Origin of the sequence: Bradyrhizobium sp. 63_E2_N1_3, assembly GCF_052076005.1 — a bacterium.
GTDB classification, from domain to species: domain Bacteria; phylum Pseudomonadota; class Alphaproteobacteria; order Rhizobiales; family Xanthobacteraceae; genus Bradyrhizobium; species Bradyrhizobium barranii.
Genome location: NZ_CP197235.1, coordinates 7,169,370 through 7,193,937, shown reverse-complemented (window position 1 = coordinate 7,193,937; position 24,568 = coordinate 7,169,370). Strand labels below are relative to the sequence as shown.

Here is a 24,568-nt window from a genome sequence, read left to right as displayed (position 1 = left end):
TTCCGGCTACGTTGTGGAAGCGCGGCCGTCGAGCCACTTCTGGAACATCACCGAGGTCGATTCCTCGAAACCCAGCGACTGGTAGAACGCATTGGCTTGCGCGTTCTCGCGGCGGACCAGCAGCTGCAGCTTCAAAATGCCGGCCTGGCGCAGCCAGTCCTCGGCCGCGGCCATGATGACGCGGCCATAACCGCGTTTGCGCCCATCGGGATCGACCGCGACGTAATAGACCCAGCCGCGATGGCCGTCATGGCCGACCATGGCGGTGGCGACGATCGTGCCGCCATCGCGGCCGATCAGAACGGTCGAATTGTCGCGCCGCCGCGCCAGCGCGATGTCGGCATGCGGATCGTTCCAGGGGCGCGTCAGGCCGCAGCGTTGCCACAGCGCGACGACGGGCTCGACATCGGCATCATCGATCGCATCGATCGTAAGGGAGACGCTCACAGCACCTTCCCCGGATTCATGATGCCCTGCGGATCCAGCATCGCCTTGATCGCGCGCATCAGCTCGATCGCGGTCTTGTCCTTCACCTCGGGCAGTTCGTCGCGCTTGAGCACGCCGATGCCGTGCTCGGCCGAGATCGAGCCGCCCATGCGCAGCACGATCTCGAACACGACCGCATTCATCTCATGCCAGCGCGCCAGATAGTCCGCGGTGTTGGCGCCGATGGGCTCGCTGACATTGTAATGCAGATTGCCGTCGCCGAGATGGCCGAACGGCACCGGCCGTGCGCCGGGGATCAGTTTCACGACGGCGGCATTGGCTTCGTCGATGAAGGCGGGCACGGCGGCGACCGGCACGGAGATGTCATGCTTGATCGAGCCGCCCTCCGGCTTCTGCGCCGACGACATTTCCTCGCGCAGCTTCCAGAAGCCGTTGCGCTGGGTGAGGTTGGCCGCGATCACGGCGTCGTCGACGATCTCGTCTTCCATGGCGCGCGTCAGGATCGTCTCCAGCGGCGTGCGGGCATCATCGCCGGGCGAGGACAATTCCATCAGCACGTACCAGGGATGTTTTGCTTCGAGCGGATCGCGCACGTCGATGCCGTGGCGGACCGAGAAGTCGACCGCCATCTCCGACAGCAACTCGAAGCTCGTCAGCGCGTTCGCAGCTTCGCCTTGCGCGATGGTCAGCAGCTTCAGCGCCGCCGCCGGCGATTTTAGCCCGACGAACGCGGTCTCGACCGCCCGCGGCTTCGGAAACAGCTTGAGCGTGGCCGCGGTGATGATGCCGAGCGTGCCTTCCGCGCCGATGAAGAGGTTGTGCAGATTGTAGCCGGTGTTGTCCTTCTTCAGCTTCGACAACACGTTGAGCACGCGACCGTCGGCGAGCACCACCTCGAGCCCCAGCGCCATCTCGCGCGCCACGCCATAGGCGAGCGCGGCGGTGCCGCCGGCATTGGTCGAGAGATTGCCGCCGATGGTGCAGCTTCCTTCGGCGCCGAGCGAGAGTGGAAACAGCCGGTCCACGTCGGCCGCCTTCTGCTGCGCGACCTGGAGCACGACGCCGGCCTCGCAGGTCATGGTGTTGGAGGCGGTGTCGACCTCGCGGATCTTGTCGAGCCGGCGCAGCGACACCACCACTTCGCCGTTGTGGGGCGTCTGGCCGCCGACGAGCCCGGTGTTGCCGCCCTGCGGCACCAGCGCGATTCCGTGCGCGGAGGCGAGCTTGCAGATCGCCGAGACCTCCGCCGTCGAGCCCGGGCGCAGGACCAGCGGCGAGCGGCCGTGAAACAGGTTGCGCTCCTCGGTAACGTAGGCCTCGATGTCGGCCGCGTCGGTGATGGCATGTCGGTCGCCGACGATCTTGCGGAATTGTTCGATCAGCTCTGGCGCAAGCGGCGGGGTGGCAGATTTATTGACGTTCATGCTCTTGTCTCTTCTTCGCTCTTATCTCTTGCGCATGATCTTATCGGAAAACCGCTGCATACTTTTCCGGATCATGCGCTATCGGGCGACCGCGGCCCGGCGCAGCCGGTCGTTGATGGCCTCGCCAAGTCCTTCTTCCGGCACCGCCATCACCGCGATCGCTCGCGGGCTCGTCGCATCGAGGGCGCGAAGATAGCCGAACAGATTGGTGGCGGCTTCATCGAGATCAGCCGCGGGCGACAAATTCATGACAGCGGCGGCGGCCTCCAGGCCCGGCAGGCGATCGGGGCCGAACGCGAGCAGCGCTTCGCCCGCGGCCACATCACGCGCATTGAGCCGCACGCTGGCGCGCGGCGCGTAGTGCGAGGCCAGCATGCCCGGCGCCAGCGGCTGGCTGTCGTCGCTCTCGGCCTCTACAGGCGGCCGCGCCAGCGGCGCGCCGAGCACGGCCTCGATCCGCTCGCGCGACAGCCCGCCGGGGCGCAGCAGCATCGGGGCGTCGAAACAGCCGACGATGGTCGATTCGACGCCGACCGTAACAGGTCCGCCGTCGACGATCAGGTCGATCCGCCCGGCAAGGTCGCTTTCGACATGGGCTGCCAGTGTCGGCGAGACATGGCCGGAGATGTTGGCCGACGGCGCCACCACGGCCCCGCCGAAGGCGCGCAGGATCGCCTCCGCCACCGGATGGGCGGGAATGCGGATCGCGACCGTGTCGAGCCCGGCGGTGGCCAACTCGGCCACCGGACAGTCGTCCGTTTTCGGGACCACGAGCGTCAGGGGCCCCGGCCAGAACGCTTCCGCAAGCCTCAACGCACGCGCGTCGAACCGCCCGATCCGGCGCGCGGCGGCGAGATCGGCGACATGGGCGATCAGCGGGTTGAAGGCCGGCCGCCCCTTGGCGGCGTAAAGATGGGCGATCGCGGTGGCATTGGCGGCGTCCGCCCCGAGCCCGTAGACCGTCTCGGTCGGAAACGCGACCAGCCCGCCGGCGGCCAAAATCCGGGCGGCAGCTTCCGCGCCGGCCGCGCCGGCCGGTAAAATCAGCGTTTCAAGACCCGTTTTCACAGGGACAAAATTCCTCATGCCGGCCGCTTGCGGTGCGTCAAACCCGACGCTATAAGCCGCCTTCTTGTCGGAGTGTGGCTCAGCCCGGTAGAGCACTGCGTTCGGGACGCAGGGGTCGCAGGTTCGAATCCTGCCACTCCGACCATTCTTCCAAAAGTCGACGTTTTCCAGAGGCTTGGCGGACCGGCCGCCAGCGCCTCGGGAGTGCCTTTTTGCAACGATTTTCGGGGCGGGTCCACGGCCGATTTGGTTGGGCAGGGGCATCTGCCGCGGCGGCATGGCTCTACATTCGCCGGCCGATGGTCCGATGCTGGACAGTAGGTCAGTAGACTACCGCCGCGCCACCAGCACGCCCACCAGGAACGCCACCATCAGTGCCGGCAGTGGCGCCTCGCGCACCATGCCGCGAACGATGTCCGGCCAGTGCTGCTCCGGGACGAGGCTTGGAGACCTGACTTCAGCCATCGGTGTCATGCCCCAGTCCGAGGCAAGTTCGGCGATCTCGCTCGAGGCCAAACGCACGTCGTCGCGGACACGGAAGATGGCGGCGTCGGATCGCTCGCGCGGCGCCAGCGCCATCAGCGTCGCGACAGCAGTGCGCAACGTCATCTCACCAAAACCTTGCAGCCTCACCGACTCCTCGGGATCGGATGTCATGCAAAATCCCTCACAGCGCGAAGTGGTGCGCGATGGTGAATGCTGCCGTCGCGCACAGGACCAGCGTGGACACCGCGCCGGCCACCCCGCGCGCGAGATGGGCTCGCGTCAGGTGCCTGGTCATGATTCTGCTCCATGCTCAGCATGGCAATGGCGTCGAGGAAGGTTGGTTCCTTGCGCGTCGCTCGAATCGCCCGAAGCTCTACTTCCGCAAGAGCTCGCTCAAGGCCGCCGTCGCCTCGGCGCAGCGGATGTCGTCGATCTCGCGCGACAGGCTCAGCGCGCTGGATCTCAGTTCTTCGAGCCTCCAGTTCGCCGGATGCTGGCTTTCGAGCTGACCGAGACGCTTGTTCAGGTCATCCAGTCTCGATTGGAGCTGCCCGATGCTGGCGGCCCCATTCACTTTCCAAACGCGCTGTGCACGCATCGTAGTTCCCCTGCTAGTCTCACGGCGTTGTGAGCGGGGTTCGTGGCTGGAATGGGAGTTTCTTTTGTCCGGCTTCAGACGGCGGGGAACCGTTGCAAAAGGGCAACGCGGGTTCCTGCGCGTTGACCGGCGCGGACAGGGCTATCGCCCATCGCCCGCGCCCTTCTGTAGATGCCGTCGCGGTGCCTGGTCGGGCCCGGCACGATCCGCGTCAGGCGGCGCTCGGCCACTCGGTTGATCGCTTTTCGATGCGGCTTTCCAGGATCGCGATGCTCACCTGGAGATTGTCGCGCCGGGCTCTCAGGTTCTGCGCGAGCATCGGGTAGGCGAGATTGTTTGGATCGGAGATTCCGGCCCTCCGCTCTTCCTCCTGAATGTCGGCGTCGAGCATTTGCGTGCGCCAACGCAGATCGGAGATCAGGACGTGGAGCTGTGTCGGGATGGTCGCTTCGAAACGGGACGTCGATTGCATGGGATCGCCTCACTATGAAACAGACCCACTGCGGGTCTGAGGGATTGGCGGGCGAGCAGCAAGGAGAGTGCCAGCGCGTCGGCTGAGGGCGAAGGCCTGCCGGGCGGCCGAAGCGGTGACACTCTCCCCTTCGTCATTCCGGGGCGATGTGCAGCATTGAGCCCGGAATCCATCGGGCCGCAGTTGCGCGGCGACATGGGATCTCAGATGCGCAATTGCGCATCATAGCTCGCCGCTTCGCCGCGCTCCGGAATGACGGTGGCATGCCCGGGTGTTTCGCTTTGCTGTCAACCCAATCGCGCCAAATATTCCACTTTACCGAATTTCGGAAATGGCGTATATGTAGCCCATCCCGGCTCATTCGGCTCGTAATGTTTGGCTGGCTATTCCCGAACGAAAATGTGGGACTTAACCTTCCATTCGCCGTTGGACTGGTGTTCGTAAAGCTTAACGGTGCTTCCGGACAGCTTGGTCGTTTCCTCGCCTTTGACCAAGGAAGCTTTGAAGCGGGAGGTCACGTATGCGTAGTTCCCCATTGGCAAAACCTCAACAAGTTCAAGCTTGTGATTTCTGACGCTCGTTCCCCTTTTGGCAAAGAAGTCGCGTATCGCAGTCGCACCCGAAACGGGCGGTGCGCCGGGCGGGATTAGACTGGCATCGGTGGCATACATTGGCAGCAAGGCATCGAAATTTGGATCGTTGATCGCTGCATCCCATTGCGCATTGAGTTTCGTCATGTCCTCATTGAGCGGGTCCGCCCGCGCATGGCCGATAGTGACGAACAACAGCACCAGCAGCAGCGATAAGCTTTTGCTCATGACTTTGCCCTCTTTGATCTGATCGTGTCCGCCAGTCGGGCGCGCCTATGCGACGCGCACGCTGGTGATCTGTGAATGGCTGGTTCTGAAGATCGCGCCTGCCAATGGCACCAAGGCTGCAATTTGAAGAGAAGCGGAGAGTTCGGCGTTTCTCCGTTTTGTGGGCAGCAGCTTCCGGCAAGCAAAGAGCGTGACGGTGCGGGGAGGCTACACGGTTCTCGGAATAATGCCTACGGTTGTTTTGGGTCAGAAAGCCAGCGAATGTCGGCCCCGAACGCGGCATCGTCGATGGCTCGCACCGTGTCGTGGTGATGACGTGATGCCCGCAATGGCTGGCGGCGACCGTCGAAGGATGGGCGGTCCCTCCGCAATCGGTCGTCAGGGTTCTTCAGAGGGCAAAAAGAAACGCGGGGACCGCGCCACCGCACCTATTGAGAATATCTGGTGCGAGAAAATGCGTGGTTGCAGTTGCAGGGGACGCCGGAACGTTCGCTATGCGCCGATAGCGAGCAGCGAGCGCTTTGCAGCGAAATGACGCGATGGGCCCAAAGGCGACACTCAAGAAAAGCCGCCAAGCGAGGCGGACTTAGACCGGCGTCTCCCGGCGGACTGGCGGTAAGAGTGCCAACGCAATGTAGGGGAGTGGATAAAGCAATCCGCCCCAGATGAACCAGGCGGCCCTAGAGCGTCCCCTCTGTTCGGCATAGTTCGCAGTATAGTGCCCGCACGCAGAGATGAGGCTGAGATAAAGGATTGCAGCAACAATTAACGGAAACATGGGCCGGCTCCGATCACTGCTACGAATAAACATAAGGGATTTGGGTCACGGGGCAATACACGCCCTCGTCAACGAATGAGTTCAAGACCGCATGGCAAGGTCCGGTTAGGCGCAATCGCGCCCAAGGTCGACCAGCAGCAAATCTGGATATGGTCCGCTCTGCCGCCGGAAGCGAAAGTGAGCTATCCCGCTGCGATGCAGCAGGAATGACGCTGATGACCGAAACCGTCGCGCCCGTCGCCAAGCCTGTTCCTCGACCGCGATCCAGAAGCGCCGAGACCGTCAGCGCGTCGGCGCTGGCGCAGCACCTCGATTGCAGCCGGACCTACATCGGCAAGCTCGAAGCCGAAGGCGTAATCCAGCGGCAAGGTGACGGCTTCCCGCTCGATCAGAGCCGCGTCGCTTATCTGCGATACCTGCGGCGCGAGCGGCGGCAATCGTCGCGCAGTGAAGCCGATGCTGCGCACGGCGCGGCAATGACAGCGTGTTTTCGAGAACGCTGCAATCTCCTCATGCTGTTGCCGAAAGGCAACTGATTTATTGTTTCTTCGTTGAACTGTTCCATTTTGCGTTTACGCCGCAACAAACAGTTTTAGATTTGCGGTCTCCGGGCTGGGGCGTGTTTTACGACAGCGAATTTTCGAACCCGGAGGCTTTTCGAAATGATTTTGGAATTCCTCGCAATTTTTTCTCTCGTTCAGTTCGCCAACATAATTTCGCGACTGATCGGTCAGCGGAATGACGTACTCTCCTACGTTTGAAGATCAGGTCCTCACCGGTAAGTGTGGCTAAAGCGGCATTGCTGGCACCGTTTTGATGGCATCTATCCTGCACGGTGCGCGACGTAGCGATCTTGCGGCCCGGCGCGCCATCGAGCATGTGTGTTCGAGGTGCGCACAGAGATTGCCAAGGTCTAACAGGAGATGGCCGACAAGTGAGGTGAGCCGCCACTGGATGACGACACATGATGACCGCCGCTCAAGTCGCGACACAGGTCCTACGTCGCCTCCGTTGTGCCGGCGTGCCGGCACGCCATCCACCGCAATCTGTAGCGGCGTGCTAGTCCATCGTAGGCCGGGCGGAGTTGTTTGCTATTTCTGCTCCCCGCGATACTCTGACAATCGGCTGGGGGCCTTAGAATGTTCGATGTGTATCTTAACACCAGGCGAGATCTGTTGGTTGTGCGAAATGGTTTGCCAATTCCGCTTCCCGACGCGTCAGGCAGATGGCATAAGAAGAAAAAAGTAGCGAGCGTCAGTGAGAACATTAAGCTCGCCGTTCAGCGACAAGGCTACTACCTGCGCAAGCTAACGGACTTTAAAAAGCGTTAGCCCGCGAACCGCATGTGCAACCTCTACAGCATCGCGACGAACCAAGCTGCGTCGCCGCACTGTTTCGCGTCGCCAACCGATACGTCGGCAACCTCGCACCGATGCCCGGCGTGTTTCCCGACTATCCTGCGCCGGTCGTCCGCAACACAGACGCAGGATGGTGTTGATGCGGTGGGGCATGCCGCCGCCACTTCGCACAGGCGTGCTGCCAGTCACGCCCCGCTGACCCCGGCCGTCGGGCAAAACACCGGGTCATTCCGATCTGCGCCGGTGTCAAGTTGCGCTTGCAAGAATATTCCACTTTACCGAAATTCGGAATTGGCGTATGTGTCGCCCATCCCGGCTCACCAAGAGGGGCGATCTTGTGTCGTCACTGTCGCGAGCCGGGCTTGCGGTGGACGCGGCAGCGTCGGGCGCGAGAGGCCAAGGGCAGGGCGGATTGCTCTCCGTGAGCCCAAGACTTCGTGCCGGATGAGCGGCGCTGTCAGGTTCGTCTCGTCTGCAAGTTTCCGGCTCCGTCGACAGGGCTGGAAAAACTGCGGCGAAATGGCGGGCCGTGCGTACGGCAAAACCGTGTGGTCCTGGCCGTCGTTGCTACGGTCAAGTGCTTTGCGAATGCGGCAGTCGCGTCAACCGGCGCGGTGCTGGTGACTTTCGCAGGCGTGAGGGAGGCCAGAAGGAATTCGGCTCCCGGGAGAGCACGGCATAAGCCGTCCAACCATCGCGCAGGGAAGGCCGAGTGATTGGCACCACCTGCTGCTGTGCGGTTTCCCTGCGCACCATCTTCGCGCAGCGGACCGCGGGTGCGAGGTCAGCACCCGGCCTTCCCTGCGCCCTCTTGGCTTAGAGAGGGTGGAGCGACCAAGCAAAGCTCGGGCGAATTGGGCCGCGAGGATGCGAAGGCGTGTCTGCGACCAGGCACTCGCTGTCGTCGCCCGGCTTGACCGGGCGATCCAGCATTGCAGAGACGGCTGTGATTGAGCCGAGAGGCCGCGGCGTACTGGATTCCCCGCTTGCCGCCTACGCTAAAGCTTCGGCGGCCCTGGACCTCAGCCCCGGCGAAGCCTTGGCGTAGCCGGGTCGCGGGGAATGACTGTGGTACTTGGAGGACGACGCCGATGCCCCTTGCTCCGTCATTGCGGGCGCAGCGAAGCAATCCAGAGCCTTTCCGCGGAGGGATTCTGGATTGCTTCCGCCTTCGCTGAAGCTTCGGCGGACAAGTCGCTACGCTCGCAATGACGATGCGGAGAGAGCGTGCCTTCCATCCACCCCCCATTCACAACTCCGTGCCTTGATTCGGGAACAATCATTCCCTATTATCCCGCAATGCAAAAAGCCGCGCGCCGTCCCCAGCCTGCTGCCCGTCCACCCGGCCGTCCCCGGGAATTCGACATGGACACCGCGCTCGACCGCGCCGTACGCGTATTTTGCGAGCGGGGCTATCATGCCACCTCGATCGGCGACCTGACAGCCGCGATGCGGCTTGCCACCGGCAGTGTCTACAAGGCGTTTCGCGACAAGCAGGCCGTGTTCCTGGCCGCTTTCGAGCGCTATGCCGCGGTGCGCCGGGAGCAGACCCGCAGCGCGGCGGCGCGCGGCGCCAACGGTCGCGAGCGACTGCGCCATATGTTGCTGTCCTATGTCGAGCACTCCCAGGGGATCGAGGGCCGTCGCGGCTGCATCGTGGTCGGCGGCGCGGTCGAGCTCGCCGCGCTCGATCCGGACGTCCGTGCCCGCGTCAACGCCCAGCTCGAGACCAACGAGGCCTTCATCGCCGGCCTCATTCGCGAGGGCCAGGCCGATGGCTCGATTCCCGCCCATGTTGCGACCGACGACACCGCGCGGCTGATGATCTGCATCACGCAGGGAATGCGCGTCGTCGGCAAGGCGCGCCTGCCGCTCGACGGCGAGCGCCTGGTCGGCGTCGCGATGAAACTGCTCGACTGAATTTGTGTCATATTAGGGAATGATCATTCCCGATATCTGGAGTCTGTTGGAATGACGATGAATGCCACGATCGAGACCGCACCCGGGCCGGATGCGGTGTCGCAGCGACTGACCTTCGTGCTTGCCGCGGCCTGCGGCATGGTCGCCGCCAACATCTACTACGCCCAGCCGCTGATCGCCCCGATCAGCGCCGCGCTCGGCCTCTCGCATGCGGCGGCCGGGCTGATCGTCACCATGACGCAGATCGGCTACGGCGTGGGGCTTCTCTTCATCGTGCCGCTCGGCGACCTCGTCGAGAACCGCGCGCTGATCTGCTCTGTCATCACGCTCGGCGCCGCGGCGCTTCTGGCCGCCGCGTTCGCCACCCACGCGCTGCCGTTCCTGATCGCCGCGCTGTTCATCGGCCTCGGCTCGGTCGCCGTGCAGATCATCATTCCCTACGCTGCACACCTTGCGCCGGAAGCCATTCGCGGCCGCGTCGTCGGCAATGTCTCGACCGGATTGATGCTGGGCATCATGCTGGCGCGGCCGGTGTCGAGCTTTGTCACGGCAGCGCTGTCATGGCACGCGGTGTTCTTCATGTCCGCCGCGCTGATGATCGTGCTCGCGGCGGTGTTGTGGACGACGTTGCCCAAGCGCAAGCCGGTCGCGCGCATGCATTACGGCACGCTGCTGCTGTCGATGCCGCATCTGGCGCGGACCACGCCGCTGCTCCGGCGCCGCGCGCTCTATCAGGCGAGCCTGTTCGGTGCCTTCACCCTGTTCTGGACGGTGGCGCCACTCCAGCTCGCCAGTGAATTCGGCTTCTCCCAGCGCGGCATCGCGCTGTTCGCGCTCGCCGGCGTCGCCGGCGTGTTCGCCGCGCCAATCGCGGGACGGCTCGCCGATCGCGGCCATAGCCGCATCGCGACGCTGGTCGCCATGCTGCTCGCGGCCGCCGGCTTCCTGGTGACCTATGTCGGTGCGGCCGGCTCGACGCTGAATCTCGCCTGCCTGGTCGTGGCCGCGATCGCTATCGATATCGGTGTCCAGGGGAACGTCGTGCTGGGCTTCCGCGCCATCTTCGCGCTCGGGCATGAGCACCGCAGCCGTCTCAACGGCCTCTATATGGCGACGTTCTTCGCCGCCGGCGCTGCCGGCTCTGCGGTTGGCGCCTGGGCCTTCGCGCAAGGCGGCTGGACGCTGGCGTCGGCCATTGGCCTTGCTCTGCCCGTCGCGGGCCTGCTCTATGCGGCGACAGAGTAGCGGTACGATCGTGCCCGCGGCCGTTTACCAAGCCCTGGATACGCAGCCCGGCACCGTGCGATTTCCGTCTCGCGGTTTCCCTGCGGCTGTAGTACTTTGGTCGCAAGCGAGCCCGGTTAACGGGCGGCAGGGGGAGGCTGATGAGGCGTGCGGGACTGGTTGGCGTACCGCGGGTACGGCCATGGTCGTGGCAGGCGTTTCTGCTCGGATTTATCGTCGTCGCCGTGTCGGCCGCGCTTCAAGGCGTCTGCGTCGCACTCGGCGCCAAGCTCTATTTCGCGGCGTTCCTGCCTAGCCTGTTCGTGCTCGGAATCGTCGCGGGCGCGCCGGCGGCGGTGTTCGCCGCGCTGCTCACCGTTCCGCTGGTGTGGTGGGCGTTCATCCCGCCGTTCTTCCAGTTCATGCCGCTCTCCAGCGCGGGCGCGGATTCCATCAACCTGTTCTGCCTGCTCGCGGTGCTCTTGATCGGCCTTGCCGATCTCTGCCGCGAGATGATGGCAATGATCAGCCGCGGCGGGCTGAAGCCCTCGGGCGAGAGCACGGCAACGAATTCGCAATAAATCCGCCTCGTGCGGAAGGGGCGCGTTGCGCCGGCGCAACAGTCCGGCAACCATCCGCGAGCTTGGTGCGCGCCGCTAACTTTTCGAAAAAGATTTGGCCGCAATTTCTCCCCCGGGAATGACGAGGGAGTTTTTGAACATGAACGGTCACGCCATCTTTGAGAACGTGCGCCGCTATCGCGGCATCGCATCGCTCTATCGCCAGACCGCTGCATTCCGCCCGGGCCAGAGCTGGTCGCTTCTGGAGCAGGCGAGCGAGTGGGAAGCGCGGGCGCTGTCGGAGCTGGAAGCCTATTTCGCCGCGCGCGCGGATTACGCCGCCGTCCAGCGCGCTGCCTGATCGTTAACCATCACAGGTATTCGTATCGATGACGAACGGCGCGAACGACACGCGATGGGACGCAGACGTTCGCGCCATAGCCGTCAGAACCGGTAGCTCGCCTGGACCCTCACGGTGCGGCCCTGGCCGGGCGAGATGTTGTTGTTGCCGTCGGCGGACGCCCAATAGCCGCGGTTGAAGATGTTCTCGACCGTGAGCTGCGCTCGCCAGTTGGCATCGATCGTGGCGTAGACGCCGGCATCGAAGCGCACGAAGCTCGGCAGTCTCACCGTGTCATCCGACGATGCAAAGGAATCGCCGAAATAGATGATGCCGAGCGCGGCCGCCCACATCGGCGTGAACTGGTACTTGTTCCACCAGGCGAACTGATTGTACGGCACCAGCTGCACGCGATTGCCCGGCACCACGGTCGCCGACGTCGCGCTGGTGATCTTCGCATCGGTATAGGCATAACCGAGCGTGGACTGCCATTGCTCGGTGACGTAGCCGACGAGGCTCGCCTCGAAGCCGCGCGTCAGCGTGCTGCCGGAGGGCAGGAAGAAGCCGGGATTGTTGCCGTCCGCGATCGGCTGGTTGGTGCGGTTGAGGTTGTAGATCGCGGTCGAGAACAGCAGCCTCGGATTGATGTTCCACTTCATGCCGACCTCGGTGTTCTCGAACTTCTGCGGCTGGAGGATCAGCGTGCCGTCGTTGAGCGAGGAGAACTGGTCGCCGGACGCGGGCAAATAGGAGATGCTGTAGGCGGTGTAGACCGACATCGTCTCCATCGGCTTGAGGAGGACGGCCGCTTGCGGCGACACCAGATTGTCGGTGCGGTTGCGGTTGAGGTTGGTGTTCATGTCCAGCGCCGACATCTCGAGGCGGTCGAACCGCGTGCCCACGATGAGCTGGAGCGCGCGTGAGAATTCGATGGTGTCGCGCAGGTAACCGGACTCGACGTTGAGCGCATATTTACTGTTCGAATCCGGTGTCGTGACGCCATCGGTGTTGGTGCCGGTGAAGTGGTGGACGAAGGTGACCGGTCCGAAATAGGTCGGAGCGAACGGGTTCTGCACGATGGTGTTGGTGCCGTTCGGGAAGACGCCGGTGTTGCGGATGTCGACACCGGTCTGGCGGCCGAACTCGGTGCCGAAGCCCACCGTGTGCGCGATCGGCCCAGTCCAGCCCTTGTAGGTGAAGTCGGTCTGGTTGAAGACGTTGTCGCGGTTGGTCGTGTGCTGATAGGCGCCAAGGTTGACCGCGGTGTCGGCTGCGTTGACGGCACCGGCGAGCGGCCCGCCGGTGGGATAGACGTTCTGGTAGAACTTCTGGTAGTCGGCCGCCATCGTGCCGTTGCGCACCGACAGTCCGTTCTGGAAGTCGTGCTCGATGATCGCCATGCCGGTCTGCACGGTCGCCTGCGCGGTGTTGAGGCTGGGGCTGCCGAAGAAGGTCTGAAGATTGCCGTTCGGCGCGAACGGTGTCGTCGGATTGAATCGCGTGACGCCGCCGGGAAGGCCCTGCGAGGGATTGCCGCGATCGGCGGTGCGGCCGTCGTGGTAATATTCGTAGGACAGCTTGATCTTGGTGAAGTCGTCGGGCTTCAGCGTGACGGTCGGGTTGATGCCGTAGCGCTCGAGATGATTGAAGTCGCGGAAGGCATCGCTGCCCTCGTAGAACACGTTCAGCCGTGCCGCCACGTTGTCGTTGACGGCTTGGCCCGCGTCGAGCGTGACGCGCCGGTCGCCCCACGAGCCCGTTTGCCCCGTCGCCTGGTAGATGCGGGTGCCATCGGCCTCCTTGAGGGTGCGGTTGAGCACGCCGCCGCCGGCGCCGCGGCCGAAGGTCAGGGCGCTCGGGCCCTTCAGCACCTCGATGCTTTGCGCGTTGTACAGGTCGCGGAAATATTGCACGTCGTCACGAAAGCCGTTGACGAAGAAGTTGGCGCTGGAATCGACGCCGCGGATGACGAGCTCGTCGCGATTGCCTTCGCCCTGGTGGACGGCGACGCTCGGGACGTAGCGCGTGACATCGGTCAAGCCCTGATAATTCTGGTCGCGGATTTGCTGCTGGGTGATGACGGAAAGCGATTGCGGGATGTTGACGATGGGCGTGTTCGACTTGGTGGCGACGGAGGTGCTGTTGGCGAAATAGCCGACGGTGCCGGTGCGCGCGTCCTGCGATGGCAGGAAGGGTTGTGGCGCGGCGGTCGTCCCCGGCCGCCGTGCCGTTTGCGTCCGGCGGCTCCGCGTGCCGCTCGACCGGCGTGCGGCCGAAGCGGGATTGGTACGGCGCTGTGCGTCCGGCGCGGTCACGGTGACGGATGGAATCGTCACGCCTTGCGCGGGCGTGGATTGCGCAAAGGCCTGCGGACTGGCGAAGAACGCAGCTGACGTCATCAGCGCGGTCAACACGCCTCCGATACCCGAAAAATTGCGCTTGGACATGTAGCTTGCGGCAGACAAAAGCTCTCCCGCGGCGGCGATGTGGCTCATCGCGCCCTCCCCGACTCTTTCAAAACTCGCCCGGATTCCCCATTGCACGGCCGGATGCGGGGCAAGGCGCATCCGTGCACGCGAAGTCACTGTGTGCATGAACAAAGTGACCGCGCGGCCATTCCGCGCAGGATGATTTGAATCGTTCGAAACTTGTCGGGTTCCAGGCGATCACATGTTTCGGCGCACCGGCAGGATCCGTGGCGACTACGGAGTTATCTCGGCGCCCGCGTGTGCTAGCAACACGCCGATCGAGATCTCCTACGTCGGCCGGGCCAAGCGATGACCACCTTCAACCGCATCTTCACGACGGAGCGTCTGCTCCAGATCATCGTCGTTCTGGCCGCGACGATCGCGATGAAGCTGATGGGGTGAGTATCGGCAGGCTATTGCCCGCCGAACTCGGGCACGTCGGGCAAATAGTTCGAGCCCTCGGAGCCCAGGAAATCGAACATCGCCTGCGCCGGTGGCAGCAGCACCTTGTCGCTGCGGCGGATCACGTACCATTGCCGGACGATCGGAAGGCCCGCGACATCGAGCACGATGAGACGACCTTCGGCGAGCTCATGCGCCACCGTGTGGGCCGAGATGAAGGCGATGCCGAGCCCGGCGATGACGGCCTGCTTGATGGTCTCGTTGCTGCTCATCTCCATGCCGATGATCGGCTCGAGATCCGATCTCTGGAACATGCCTTCCATCAGCGTGCGCGTCCCTGATCCCGGCTCGCGGGTGAGGAAGGTCTCGTGCACGAGGTCGGTCAGGTTTAGGCCGGAATCCTTCCCCAGCCAGTGCCCCTTGCGCGCGACGATGATGTGCGGATTGCGCCCGAGCTGACGCACGTCGACGCTGACGTCGGCCGGTGGCCGACCCATCACGGCGAAATCGAGATCGTAGCCGTGCATGGCCTCGCGGATCTCCTCGCGATTGCCGATCGTGAGCTTGATCTCGATCTTCGGATGCCGCTTCGAGAACGCCGCGATCGCATGCGGCACGAAGTATTTCGCGGTCGAGACCGCGCCGAGATGCACCGTGCCGCCGGTCCGTCCAGCGAGCAGATCGAGCGCGCCCTGGCAGTCCATGATCGCGGCCTCGACGCGTTCGGCGAGCGTCAGCACCTCCTTGCCTGCCTCCGTCAGCAGCATGCCGTCGCCGGTCCGCTGCACCAGCGGCAGGCCGGCGAGGTCCTGGAGCTGCCGGAGCTGCTGGGTGACGGCTGGCTGGGTCAGGCCGAGCTGGCTCGAGGCCGCAGTGACGCTGCCCTTCGCCGAGAGCGCCGCAAGCGAGCGCAGCTGCCGGATCGTCAGATGCCGGAGCTGGGCCGCTGCGTGGCCGGGGCCATTATAAGAAAATTCTTTGGCACTCATTATGAATAGAAATTTTCCTTATTAAGCCGCCCCTGTCAATCTCCTCGTGTTGGGACCGACCGCACCGACCTCCAGCGGGGAGGGAACTGGAAGCGGCGCCCGCAAGGGGATGGACGCAGATGACCGGGCAACTCAGGTTGGACGACCACCTTCAACGGTATTCCGAGACGGCGCCGCATGCGCTGGCCGTGGCAGCCGCAGTCGATGCCATCGCGGCGGCGGCGATCGAGATCGCCGACCTCATCGCCACCGGCGATTCCGCGGACGCATCGGGCCTGACCACCGGCCGCAACAGCGACGGCGATCTCCAGCGCGACCTCGACCTCCAGGCCGATGCGATCCTGCGCCGCTGTCTCAGCAGACTGCCGATCGCGGCGCTCGCGTCGGAGGAGATGCGCGAGCCGCAAATCGGCGACCGCGAGGCAAAAATCTGCGTCGCGATCGATCCGCTCGACGGCTCCTCCAACATCGACATCAACATGACCGTCGGCACGATCTTCTCGATCCTGCCTGCCCCGGATGACCTGGCTCTCGCCTTCCATCAGCGCGGCTCGGCGCAGCTTGCCGCGGGGTTCGTCACCTATGGGCCGCAGACCTCACTGGTGCTGACGCTCGGCGACGGCGTCGACATCTTCACGCTCGACCGCAGGGCGGGCTGCTTCCGCCTCGCGCGCAGCGCCGTGCAGATCTCCGAGACGTGCGAAGAATTCGCGATCAATGCGTCGAACCGCCGCCACTGGGATACGCCGGTCCGCGCCTTCGTCGACGAATGTCTTGCCGGCGTCGAAGGGCCCGCCAACCACAATTTCAACATGCGCTGGATCGGCTCGCTGGTTGCGGAGGCCTACCGAATACTCACCCGCGGCGGCGTGTTCCTCTATCCCTCGGACGCGCGCCCCGGCTATGGCGACGGCCGCTTGCGCCTCACCTACGAGGCGCACCCGATGGCCATGATCATCGAACAGGCCGGCGGCTCCGCCACGACCGGGCGCGAGCGCATCCTCGAGCTATCGGCGCAGAGCCTGCACCAGCGCGTGCCGCTGATCATGGGCTCGAGCAACGAGGTGCAGCGCGTCGAGGAACTGCATTGCGATCCGCTGCTGGTCGCCAGCATCTCCGCACCGCTGTTCGCGCGGCGCGGCTTCTTCCGGCTGTGAGCGAGGCGACCCATGTCCAGGAAGCATCCGATCATCTCCATCACCGGCTCCTCCGGCGCCGGCACCACCTCGGTCAAGAAGACGTTCGAGCAGATCTTCTTCCGCGAGAAGGTCAACGCCGTCTACATCGAGGGCGACGCCTTCCATCGCTATGATCGTGCCGAGATGCGCACGCAGATGGCGCAGGAGGCCGAACGCGGCAACAAGCATTTCAGCCATTTCAGCCCCGAGACCAACCTGTTCGAGGAGCTGGAGCGTGCCTTCCGCGACTATGGCGAGACCGGCACCGCGACGACGCGGCACTATGTCCATGATGCCGAGGAGTCCGCACTGCATGGTACGGCGCCCGGGACCTTCACCGAGTGGGAGCGGCTGCCGGAAAATTCGGACCTGTTGTTCTACGAGGGCCTGCACGGCGCCGTCGTCACCGACAAGGTCAATGTCGCGCGCTACGCCGATCTCAAGATCGGCGTCGTGCCGGTCATCAATCTCGAATGGATCCAGAAGCTGCACCGCGACCGCAGCGCCCGCGGCTATTCGACCGAGGCCGTCACCGACACCATCCTGCGGCGGATGCCCGACTACATCCACTACATCTGCCCGCAATTCACCGAGACCGACATCAACTTCCAGCGCGTGCCGACGGTGGACACCTCCAATCCGTTCATCGCGCGCTGGATCCCGACGCCGGACGAATCGATGGTCGTGATCCGCTTCAAGAATCCGCGCGGCATCGACTTCCCCTATCTGCTGTCGATGCTTCCCCACAGCTGGATGTCCCGCGCGAACTCCATCGTGTGTCCAGGCGCGAAGCTCGATCTGGCGATGCAGCTGATCCTGACGCCGCTGATCATGCAGCTGATCGAGCGCAAGCGAAATCTGAAGTGAACAGGGAGAGAATCCGATGAACATCTCCGTCCACGCTGAAGCCGACATCACGGCAGTCGCGCACAACGATCTCGCCAATGCCGTCCGCTTCCTCGCGGTCGATGCGATCGAGACCTCGCAGTCCGGCCATCCCGGCCTGCCCATGGGCATGGCCGACGTCGCAACCGTGCTGTTCTCGCGGTTCCTGAAATTCGACTCGGCTCACCCGAATTGGCCGGATCGCGACCGCTTCGTGCTGTCGGCGGGCCACGGTTCGATGCTGCTCTATGCGCTGCTGCATCTCACCGGCGGCGACGTCAGCCTGGACGACATCAAGGCGTTCCGGCAGTGGGGCTCGAAGACGCCGGGGCATCCGGAATACGGCCACACGCCGGGTGTCGAGACCACGACCGGGCCGCTGGGGCAGGGGATTGCGACCGCTGTCGGCATGGCGCTCGCCGAGCGCATGGCCAATGCACGGCACGGCGACGGCCTGGTCGATCACTTCACCTATGTGATCGCGGGCGACGGCTGCCTGATGGAAGGCATCAGCCAGGAGGCGATCTCGCTCGCCGGTCATCTCCAGCTCGGCCGTTTGATTGTGCTGTTCGACGACAACGGCATCTCCATCGACGGGCCGACCTCGCTGGCCACTTCCGATGATCAGCTCGCGCGCTTTGCGGCGTCCGGCTGGTCGGTCCGCCGTGTCGACGGCCATGACCCCGAAGCGGTTGCGCAGGCGATTGCCGAAGAGCGTGAGAGCACAAGACCGTCGCTGATCGCCTGCCGTACCATCATCGGCTATGGCGCGCCGGACCGTCAGGGCACCGAGAAGGCGCATGGTGCGCCGCTCGGCACCGAGCAAACAGCGGCGGCGCGGCGGACGCTCGGCTGGGACTATCAGCCTTTCGTGGTCCCGATCCCGATCCTCAAGGCATGGCGGATGATCGGACAGCGCGGGCAGGTCGAGCGTCTTGCCTGGCTCGACCGCTACGAATGCGCGACGGCCGCGCAGCGCGAGCTGTTCATCGAGGGCAAGGCCGTTGCCCTGCCGGAGGCCTATGCCCAGGCCTCGGCGAAATTGCGCGAGCGCTTTGCCAGCGAGCGTCCGAAGCTGGCGACGCGGCAAGCCTCGCAACAGGTGCTCGACGGCATTGCCGGGACAATTCCCGGACTGGTCGGCGGCTCGGCGGACCTGACGCATTCGAACCTCACGCACGCCAAAGCGCAGACTCCGGTGACGCGTGGGGCGTTCGCCGGCGGCTACATCCACTACGGCATCCGCGAGCACGGCATGGCCGCCGCGATGAATGGCCTCGCGTTGCATGGCGGATTCATCCCCTATGGCGGCACCTTTCTCGCCTTCTCCGACTACAGCCGGCCGGCGATCCGTCTTGCGGCCCTGATGCGGCTGCGCGTCATCCATGTGATGACCCACGACTCCATCGGTCTTGGCGAGGACGGTCCCACGCATCAGCCCGTCGAGCATCTCGCGGCGCTGCGCGTCATCCCGAATCTTCTGGTGTTCCGCCCCGCCGACGCGGTCGAGACGCTGGAAGCCTGGGACTGCGCGCTCGAGGCGGAAGATCGCCCCTCCGTGCTGTGTCTGTCGCGTCAGGCGCTGCCGACATTCCGCAGCGACGTGCGCGGCAGGAACCGTGTCGCGCGCGGCGCCTACCTCATCGTCTCGCCGGACGGCGGTCGCGACGTCACGTTGATGGCGACCGGCTCCGAAGTCTCGATCGCGCTGGAAGCCGCTCGCCTGCTCGCGACGGAACATATCCGCGCCGCCGTGGTCTCCGCGCCATGCTTCGCGCTGTTCGAGGAGCAGCCGGAGGACTACCGCGCCTGTGTGCTCGGCACTGCCCCGCGCGTCGGCATCGAGGCCGCAGTCGCCGGCGATTGGCATCGCTGGATCGGCACTGACGGCGAGTTCGTCGGCATGCGCGGCTTCGGCGCCTCTGCGCCGGCGCCCGTGCTCTACCGCGAATTCGGCATCACGCCGCAAAGCGTTGCCGAAGCCGCCCGGCGGACGATCACCCGCGCCGGCAAGCCATAACAGGAGGAACTTTCGTGGCCCGTATCACCCTTCGTCAGCTGCTCGATCACGCCGCCAACCACGGCTACGCGGTGCCGGCGTTCAACATCAACAACATGGAGCAGGGTATTGCGATCATGCAGGCCGCGGCCGAGGTCGATGCGCCCGTGATCATCCAGGCCTCGCGCGGCGCGCGCAGCTATGCCGGCGATCTCATGCTCTCGCACATGATCGACGCGCTGGAGCGGACCTATCCGGACATTCCGCTCTGCATGCACCAGGACCACGGCAATGACGAGGCGACCTGCGCCTCCGCCATCGCCCACGGCTTCACCTCCGTCATGATGGACGGCTCGCTCAAGGCCGACGCCAAGACCGCCGCCGATTACGACTACAATGTCGACATCACCCGCCGCGTCGTCGATCTCGCGCATTGGGTGGGCGCCTCCGTCGAAGGCGAGCTCGGCGTGCTCGGCTCGCTCGAGCATGGCGGCGGCGAGCAGGAGGACGGCCACGGCGTCGAGGGCAAGGTCAGCCACGACCAGCTCCTCACCGATCCCGACCAAGCCGTCGACTTCGTCCGCGCCACCAAGGTCGATGCGCTCGCGATCGCGATGGGCACGTCCCACGGCGCCTACAAGTTCAGCCGCAAGCCTGATGGCGACATCCTGGCGATGCGGGTGGTCGAGGAGATTCACCGCCGCCTGCCGAATACGCATCTCGTGATGCACGGCTCCTCCTCGGTGCCGCAGCCGCTCCAGGACATGTTCAATCAGTTCGGCGGCGAGATGCCGCAGACCTGGGGCGTGCCGGTGGAGGAGATCGTCCGCGGCATCAAGAGCGGTGTGCGAAAGGTCAACATCGACACCGACTGTCGCCTCGCGATGACCGCGGTGTTCCGCAAGGTCGCCGCGCAAACGCGCTCGGAGTTCGATCCGCGCAAATTCCTCAAGCCTGCGATGGATGCGATGCGCGAGCTCTGCCGCGATCGCTTCGAGCAGTTCGGCACCGCGGGCCACGCCAGCAAGATCAAGGTCATTCCCTTGAGCGAGATGGCGCGGCGCTATCGCGCCGGCGAGCTCGACCCGCGCATCGGCGCCCGCGAGTCGGTCGCCGCCTAATCATTCAGAGAGAGAAGAGCAGGAGAGAGCCATGAATGCACACGCAGGAACCGTCCGGGGCAAAGAGCGCTATCGATCGGGCACGATGGAATACGCGCGCATGGGCTATTGGGAGCCCGACTACACGCCGAAGGACACCGATGTCATCGCGCTGTTCCGCGTGACGCCGCAGGAGGGCGTGGACCCCATCGAGGCGTCAGCGGCGGTTGCCGGCGAATCCTCGACCGCGACCTGGACGGTGGTGTGGACCGATCGCCTGACCGCTGCGGAGAAGTATCGCGCAAAGTGCTACCGTGTCGATCCGGTGCCCGGCACGCCGGGCTCGTACTTCGCCTACATCGCCTACGACCTCGACCTGTTCGAGCCGGGTTCGATCGCCAACCTGTCGGCCTCGATCATCGGCAACGTGTTCGGCTTCAAGCCGCTGAAGGCGCTGCGTCTGGAGGACATGCGCTTCCCGGTCGCCTATGTGAAGACGTTCCAGGGGCCGGCGACCGGCATCGTGGTCGAGCGTGAGCGGCTCGACAAGTTCGGCCGGCCGCTGCTGGGCGCGACGGTGAAGCCGAAGCTCGGCTTGTCCGGGCGCAACTATGGCCGCGTGGTCTACGAGGCGCTCAAGGGCGGGCTCGACTTCACCAAGGACGACGAGAACATCAACTCGCAGCCCTTCATGCATTGGCGTGACCGCTTCCTCTATTGCATGGAGGCCGTGAATCGCGCGCAGGCGGCGTCCGGCGAGGTCAAGGGCACGTACCTAAACATCACCGCGGGGACGATGGAGGACATGTACGAGCGCGCAGAGTTCGCCAAAGAGCTCGGGTCGTGCATCGTCATGATCGATCTCGTGATCGGCTACACCGCGATCCAGTCCATGGCGAAATGGGCACGGCGCAACGACATGATCCTGCATCTGCATCGCGCCGGTCACTCGACCTATACGCGGCAGAAGAGCCACGGCGTGTCGTTCCGCGTCATCGCGAAGTGGATGCGGCTCGCCGGCGTCGACCACATCCACGCCGGCACGGTGGTCGGCAAGCTCGAAGGCGATCCCAACACCACGCGCGGCTATTACGATGTCTGCCGCGAAGACTTCAACCCGACCAAGCTCGAGCATGGCCTGTTCTTCGACCAGTCCTGGGCGAGCCTGAACAAGATGATGCCGGTCGCCTCCGGCGGCATCCATGCCGGCCAGATGCACCAGCTGCTCGATCTCCTAGGCGAGGACGTCGTGCTGCAATTCGGCGGCGGCACCATCGGCCATCCCATGGGCATTGCGGCTGGCGCGATCGCCAACCGCGTGGCGCTCGAGGCGATGATCCTCGCCCGCAACGAGGGGCGCGACTACGTCCATGAAGGTCCCGAGATCCTGGCGAGGGCGGCCGAGACCTGCACCCCGCTAAAGGCCGCGCTCGAGGTCTGGAAGGACGTCAGCTTCAACTATCAATCCACTGATACGCCGGACTTCGTGCCGACCGCGCTCGAAACCGTTTGAGGAGTTTTGACATGAAACTGACCCAGGGCTGCTTCTCGTTCCTGCCTGATCTGACCGACGACCAGATCACCAAGCAGGTGCAGTATTGCCTGGCCAATGGCTGGGCGGTGAATATCGAGTTCACCGACGATCCGCATCCCCGCAACACCTATTGGGAGATGTGGGGCCTGCCGATGTTCGACCTCCAGGACGCCGCCGGCGTGATGATGGAGCTCGCCGAATGCCGCAGGGTTTACGGCGACCGCTACATCCGCATCAGTGGATTCGACTCCAGCCATGGCTGGGAATCGGTGCGGATCTCGTTCCTCGTCAACCGCCCGCCGCAGGAAGCCGAGTTCGACCTGGTGCGGCAGGAGGTGGGCGGACGTGCGATCCGCTACACCACCGTGCGCCGGCCGGCCGCGCACGCGTCGACCTAGTTACTCCTCTCCGCGCGGAGCACTCCCTGCTCCGTTTCCTTGGCGGACCACTGCTTCGCCGCTCCCCCCGCGGCGAAGCTCTTTTCTTCGAGGTGCCGATGCTTGATGTCCCTCATGCGACGACCGCTGAAACCAGCGAGACCAGTTTCGATCTCCGCAAGGAGGCCGAGGCGGCCGGGATCACCGACACGCTGCAACAGCTCGAGCAGGAGCTGATCGGCCTCCGGCCGGTCAAGAACCGCGTGCGCCAGATCGCGTCACTGCTGCTGATCGAGCGCATCCGCCAGCGTGCGGGACTGGCATCGTCGCCACCGACACTGCACATGTCGTTCACCGGTAATCCGGGCACGGGCAAGACCACGGTGGCGCTGCGCATGGCAAAGATCCTGCACGGTCTCGGTTTCGTGCGGCGCGGGCAGGTGATCTCGGTGACGCGCGACGATCTCGTCGGCCAGTATATCGGCCATACCGCGCCGAAGACGAAGGAGATCTTGAAGAAGGCGATGGGCGGCGTGTTGTTCATCGACGAGGCCTATTATCTGCACCGGCCTGACAACGAGCGAGATTACGGCCAGGAGGCGATCGAGATTCTGCTCCAGGTGATGGAGAACCAGCGCGAGGACCTCGTCGTGATCCTCGCCGGCTATGGCGAGCGGATGACGAGCTTCTTTGCCTCCAACCCGGGCTTCCGTTCGCGCATCGCCCATCACATCGACTTCCCGGACTATGCGGAAGCCGAGCTTCTCGTCATCGCCGAGCTGATGCTGAAGGAGCGTGGATACCGCTTCTCGGCGGCGGCGCGCGGGGCCTTTGAAAAATACATCGCGCTGCGCCGGACCCAGCCGTTCTTCTCCAATGCGCGCTCGATCCGCAACGCGGTCGATCGCATCCGCCTGCGGCAGGCCGATCGCCTCGTCTCCGATCTCGACCGCATGCTCGATGTCGCCGATCTCGAAACGATCGATCCGACGGATGTCCTTGCGAGTCGCGTTTTCAGCGGTGGTGCGGACGCGCAGAGGAGTGCGAAGCCATGACGAGAGAAATCCTCATCGCGCCTTCGATCCTGGCCGCCGATTTCGCGCGCCTCGGCGAGGAGATTAGGGCTATTGATGCTGCCGGCGCCGACTGGATCCACTGCGACGTCATGGACGGGCACTTCGTGCCGAACATCAGCTTCGGCGCCGACGTCATCAAGGCGATCCGACCGGCGACGGCGAAGATCTTTGACGTGCATCTGATGATCGCGCCGACCGATCCCTACCTGGAGGCGTTCGCAAAGGCAGGCGCCGACGTCATCACGGTCCATGCCGAAGCCGGCCCGCATCTGGACCGCTCGCTCCAGGCCATCCGTGCGCTCGGCAAGAAAGCTGGCGTCAGCCTGTGTCCGGCTACACCGGAAGCCGCGATCGAATACGTGCTTGATCGTCTCGACCTCGTGCTGGTGATGACGGTCAATCCCGGCTTCGGCGGCCAGTCCTTCCTCGACTCCCAGATCGAGAAGATCAGGCGCATTCGAAGCATGATCGGCGACCGGCCGATCCGGCTCGAGGTCGATGGCGGCATCACGCGCGACAATGCCGCCGCCGTGGCTGCCGCGGGCGCCGACACCCTCGTGGCAGGATCGGCCGTGTTCCGCGGCAAGAGCAGCGCCGATTATGCGGGCAACATCGCCGCCATCCGCGCTGCTGCGGAGGCCGGCCGGGTTTCGAAGCTGCAACATGGTTCGGCACAGACGATCCGGGCCGGCGAGGCCGCGCTCACCCGGTAGAATACGGCATACAGGCGTGGCAGCGCCGGCGTCGCACTGGTTGTGCCATGGCGTGCCATCCCGTCCGAGGTTCTACAGGGCATGCCGCACAGCGCAGCGGGCCTTCCTCGCGCGAGAGTTCTGCGCAGAAATGCAGGGCAATCTCATCGGGTGGCCGGAATCGATCGAACGGTATCTTGATCTGATCGGCATCTCCGTCGCGCGCCAGCGCTACGCCTGGCCAATGAGTTCCACGTGGAGTTCTCCGATAGGAACCAATGGAGGCCTGCGCGTTTCCCAGACGTTAACCCAGGTTGCGCGGGGCGCCTCGCACGCAGTAAATGTTTTGCATAACCGCCATCGGCCTGACGTAAA

22 protein-coding genes, 1 tRNA gene and 1 pseudogene are annotated in these 24,568 nt (G+C 64.5%); 16 read left to right on the top strand and 8 right to left on the bottom strand.

Translation table 11 applies throughout. From position 1 onward, the window contains the following. Window positions 1-6: 6 nt before the first annotated feature. The 3 genes from AB7531_RS34180 to AB7531_RS34170 all read right to left on the bottom strand — a co-directional run bounded on the left by AB7531_RS34180 (window position 7) and on the right by AB7531_RS34170 (window position 2,939). Entirely contained in the window at window positions 7-447 is a 441-nt protein-coding gene (locus AB7531_RS34180; protein ID WP_063985077.1) for a GNAT family acetyltransferase, read from the bottom strand. Further along, complete coding sequence (locus AB7531_RS34175) at window positions 444-1,871, bottom strand: FAD-binding oxidoreductase (RefSeq protein ID WP_063985076.1); 1,428 nt, start codon at window positions 1,869-1,871, stop codon at window positions 444-446. Before AB7531_RS34175 ends, AB7531_RS34180 begins: the two co-directional genes overlap by 4 nt. 78 nt (window positions 1,872-1,949) lie before the next feature. Continuing rightward, window positions 1,950-2,939, bottom strand: coding sequence for an L-threonylcarbamoyladenylate synthase (locus tag AB7531_RS34170; protein ID WP_063985075.1), 990 nt, complete (start codon window positions 2,937-2,939; stop codon window positions 1,950-1,952). Window positions 2,940-3,007: 68 nt separating this feature from the next. Between AB7531_RS34170 and AB7531_RS34165 the strand changes: the two genes are divergently transcribed. Beyond that, window positions 3,008-3,084: transfer RNA gene (locus AB7531_RS34165), tRNA-Pro, on the top strand. Between the two features lie 185 nt (window positions 3,085-3,269). On the opposite strand, the gene AB7531_RS34160 is transcribed toward AB7531_RS34165, so the two are convergent. Next, window positions 3,270-3,596, bottom strand: a complete 327-nt coding sequence (locus tag AB7531_RS34160) for a hypothetical protein (RefSeq protein ID WP_063984990.1) — start codon at window positions 3,594-3,596, stop codon at window positions 3,270-3,272. A gap of 122 nt (window positions 3,597-3,718) precedes the next feature. Here AB7531_RS34160 and AB7531_RS34155 point away from each other — a divergent pair, with 122 nt between their 5' ends. After that, the gene (locus tag AB7531_RS34155) at window positions 3,719-3,934 is read left to right on the top strand and encodes a hypothetical protein (RefSeq protein WP_063984989.1); all 216 of its coding nucleotides are present in this window, start codon (window positions 3,719-3,721) and stop codon (window positions 3,932-3,934) included. Between the two features lie 300 nt (window positions 3,935-4,234). Here AB7531_RS34155 and AB7531_RS34150 read toward each other — a convergent pair whose 3' ends face one another. Both AB7531_RS34150 and AB7531_RS34145 read right to left on the bottom strand, forming a co-directional pair. After that, window positions 4,235-4,414 (bottom strand): hypothetical protein, encoded by a 180-nt coding sequence (locus AB7531_RS34150; protein WP_371496182.1) that lies wholly within the window; start codon window positions 4,412-4,414, stop codon window positions 4,235-4,237. Window positions 4,415-4,878: 464 nt separating this feature from the next. Next, window positions 4,879-5,313, bottom strand: a complete 435-nt coding sequence (locus AB7531_RS34145) for a YybH family protein (RefSeq protein ID WP_063984987.1) — start codon at window positions 5,311-5,313, stop codon at window positions 4,879-4,881. Between the two features lie 993 nt (window positions 5,314-6,306). Here AB7531_RS34145 and AB7531_RS34140 point away from each other — a divergent pair. From AB7531_RS34140 to AB7531_RS34115, 6 genes and pseudogenes are all read left to right on the top strand, one after another. After that, window positions 6,307-6,627, top strand: a complete 321-nt coding sequence (locus tag AB7531_RS34140) for a hypothetical protein (RefSeq protein ID WP_155795367.1) — start codon at window positions 6,307-6,309, stop codon at window positions 6,625-6,627. Between the two features lie 807 nt (window positions 6,628-7,434). Beyond that, a pseudogene (locus AB7531_RS34135) lies at window positions 7,435-7,639 on the top strand (SOS response-associated peptidase); the annotation flags it as partial. A gap of 1,109 nt (window positions 7,640-8,748) precedes the next feature. After that, the gene (locus tag AB7531_RS34130) at window positions 8,749-9,369 is read left to right on the top strand and encodes a TetR/AcrR family transcriptional regulator (RefSeq protein WP_063984971.1); all 621 of its coding nucleotides are present in this window, start codon (window positions 8,749-8,751) and stop codon (window positions 9,367-9,369) included. A 51-nt stretch (window positions 9,370-9,420) separates the two neighbouring features. Then, window positions 9,421-10,614 (top strand): MFS transporter, encoded by a 1,194-nt coding sequence (locus AB7531_RS34125; RefSeq protein WP_231144373.1) that lies wholly within the window; start codon window positions 9,421-9,423, stop codon window positions 10,612-10,614. Window positions 10,615-10,754: 140 nt separating this feature from the next. Next, on the top strand, window positions 10,755-11,174 hold the full coding sequence (locus AB7531_RS34120; protein ID WP_063984969.1) for a hypothetical protein: 420 nt from the start codon (window positions 10,755-10,757) through the stop codon (window positions 11,172-11,174). Window positions 11,175-11,313: 139 nt separating this feature from the next. After that, window positions 11,314-11,514 carry a hypothetical protein gene (locus AB7531_RS34115; RefSeq protein WP_014497279.1) on the top strand — a complete coding sequence of 67 codons (201 nt, stop codon included), beginning with the start codon at window positions 11,314-11,316 and terminating at the stop codon, window positions 11,512-11,514. 83 nt (window positions 11,515-11,597) lie between these two features. On the opposite strand, the gene AB7531_RS34110 is transcribed toward AB7531_RS34115, so the two are convergent. Together AB7531_RS34110 and AB7531_RS34105 are read right to left on the bottom strand one after the other, a co-directional pair. Then, on the bottom strand, window positions 11,598-13,988 hold the full coding sequence (locus AB7531_RS34110; RefSeq protein WP_063984968.1) for a TonB-dependent receptor: 2,391 nt from the start codon (window positions 13,986-13,988) through the stop codon (window positions 11,598-11,600). A gap of 386 nt (window positions 13,989-14,374) precedes the next feature. Beyond that, complete coding sequence (locus tag AB7531_RS34105; protein ID WP_063984967.1) at window positions 14,375-15,352, bottom strand: LysR family transcriptional regulator; 978 nt, start codon at window positions 15,350-15,352, stop codon at window positions 14,375-14,377. 119 nt (window positions 15,353-15,471) lie between these two features. Here AB7531_RS34105 and AB7531_RS34100 point away from each other — a divergent pair, with 119 nt between their 5' ends. The 8 genes from AB7531_RS34100 (at window position 15,472) to rpe (ending at window position 24,214) form a co-directional block, all read left to right on the top strand. Beyond that, window positions 15,472-16,509 carry a class 1 fructose-bisphosphatase gene (locus AB7531_RS34100; RefSeq protein WP_063984966.1) on the top strand — a complete coding sequence of 346 codons (1,038 nt, stop codon included), beginning with the start codon at window positions 15,472-15,474 and terminating at the stop codon, window positions 16,507-16,509. A 12-nt stretch (window positions 16,510-16,521) separates the two neighbouring features. Beyond that, entirely contained in the window at window positions 16,522-17,397 is an 876-nt protein-coding gene (locus AB7531_RS34095) for a phosphoribulokinase (protein WP_063984965.1), read from the top strand. Window positions 17,398-17,413: 16 nt separating this feature from the next. After that, window positions 17,414-19,435 (top strand): transketolase, encoded by a 2,022-nt coding sequence (tkt, locus tag AB7531_RS34090; RefSeq protein ID WP_063984964.1) that lies wholly within the window; start codon window positions 17,414-17,416, stop codon window positions 19,433-19,435. A 14-nt stretch (window positions 19,436-19,449) separates the two neighbouring features. Further along, window positions 19,450-20,535 (top strand): class II fructose-bisphosphate aldolase, encoded by a 1,086-nt coding sequence (fba, locus tag AB7531_RS34085; RefSeq protein ID WP_063984963.1) that lies wholly within the window; start codon window positions 19,450-19,452, stop codon window positions 20,533-20,535. Window positions 20,536-20,566: 31 nt separating this feature from the next. After that, a complete protein-coding gene (locus AB7531_RS34080; RefSeq protein WP_063984962.1) occupies window positions 20,567-22,027 on the top strand; it encodes a form I ribulose bisphosphate carboxylase large subunit in 1,461 nt (486 codons plus the stop codon). 11 nt (window positions 22,028-22,038) lie between these two features. Continuing rightward, window positions 22,039-22,446: a ribulose bisphosphate carboxylase small subunit gene (locus AB7531_RS34075; protein WP_063984961.1), complete on the top strand. Its 408-nt coding sequence runs from the start codon at window positions 22,039-22,041 to the stop codon at window positions 22,444-22,446. A gap of 98 nt (window positions 22,447-22,544) precedes the next feature. Beyond that, window positions 22,545-23,480 (top strand): CbbX protein, encoded by a 936-nt coding sequence (gene cbbX / locus AB7531_RS34070; protein ID WP_063984960.1) that lies wholly within the window; start codon window positions 22,545-22,547, stop codon window positions 23,478-23,480. Further along, on the top strand, window positions 23,477-24,214 hold the full coding sequence (rpe, locus tag AB7531_RS34065; RefSeq protein WP_063984959.1) for a ribulose-phosphate 3-epimerase: 738 nt from the start codon (window positions 23,477-23,479) through the stop codon (window positions 24,212-24,214). Before cbbX ends, rpe begins: the two co-directional genes overlap by 4 nt. Window positions 24,215-24,568 lie beyond the last annotated feature (354 nt).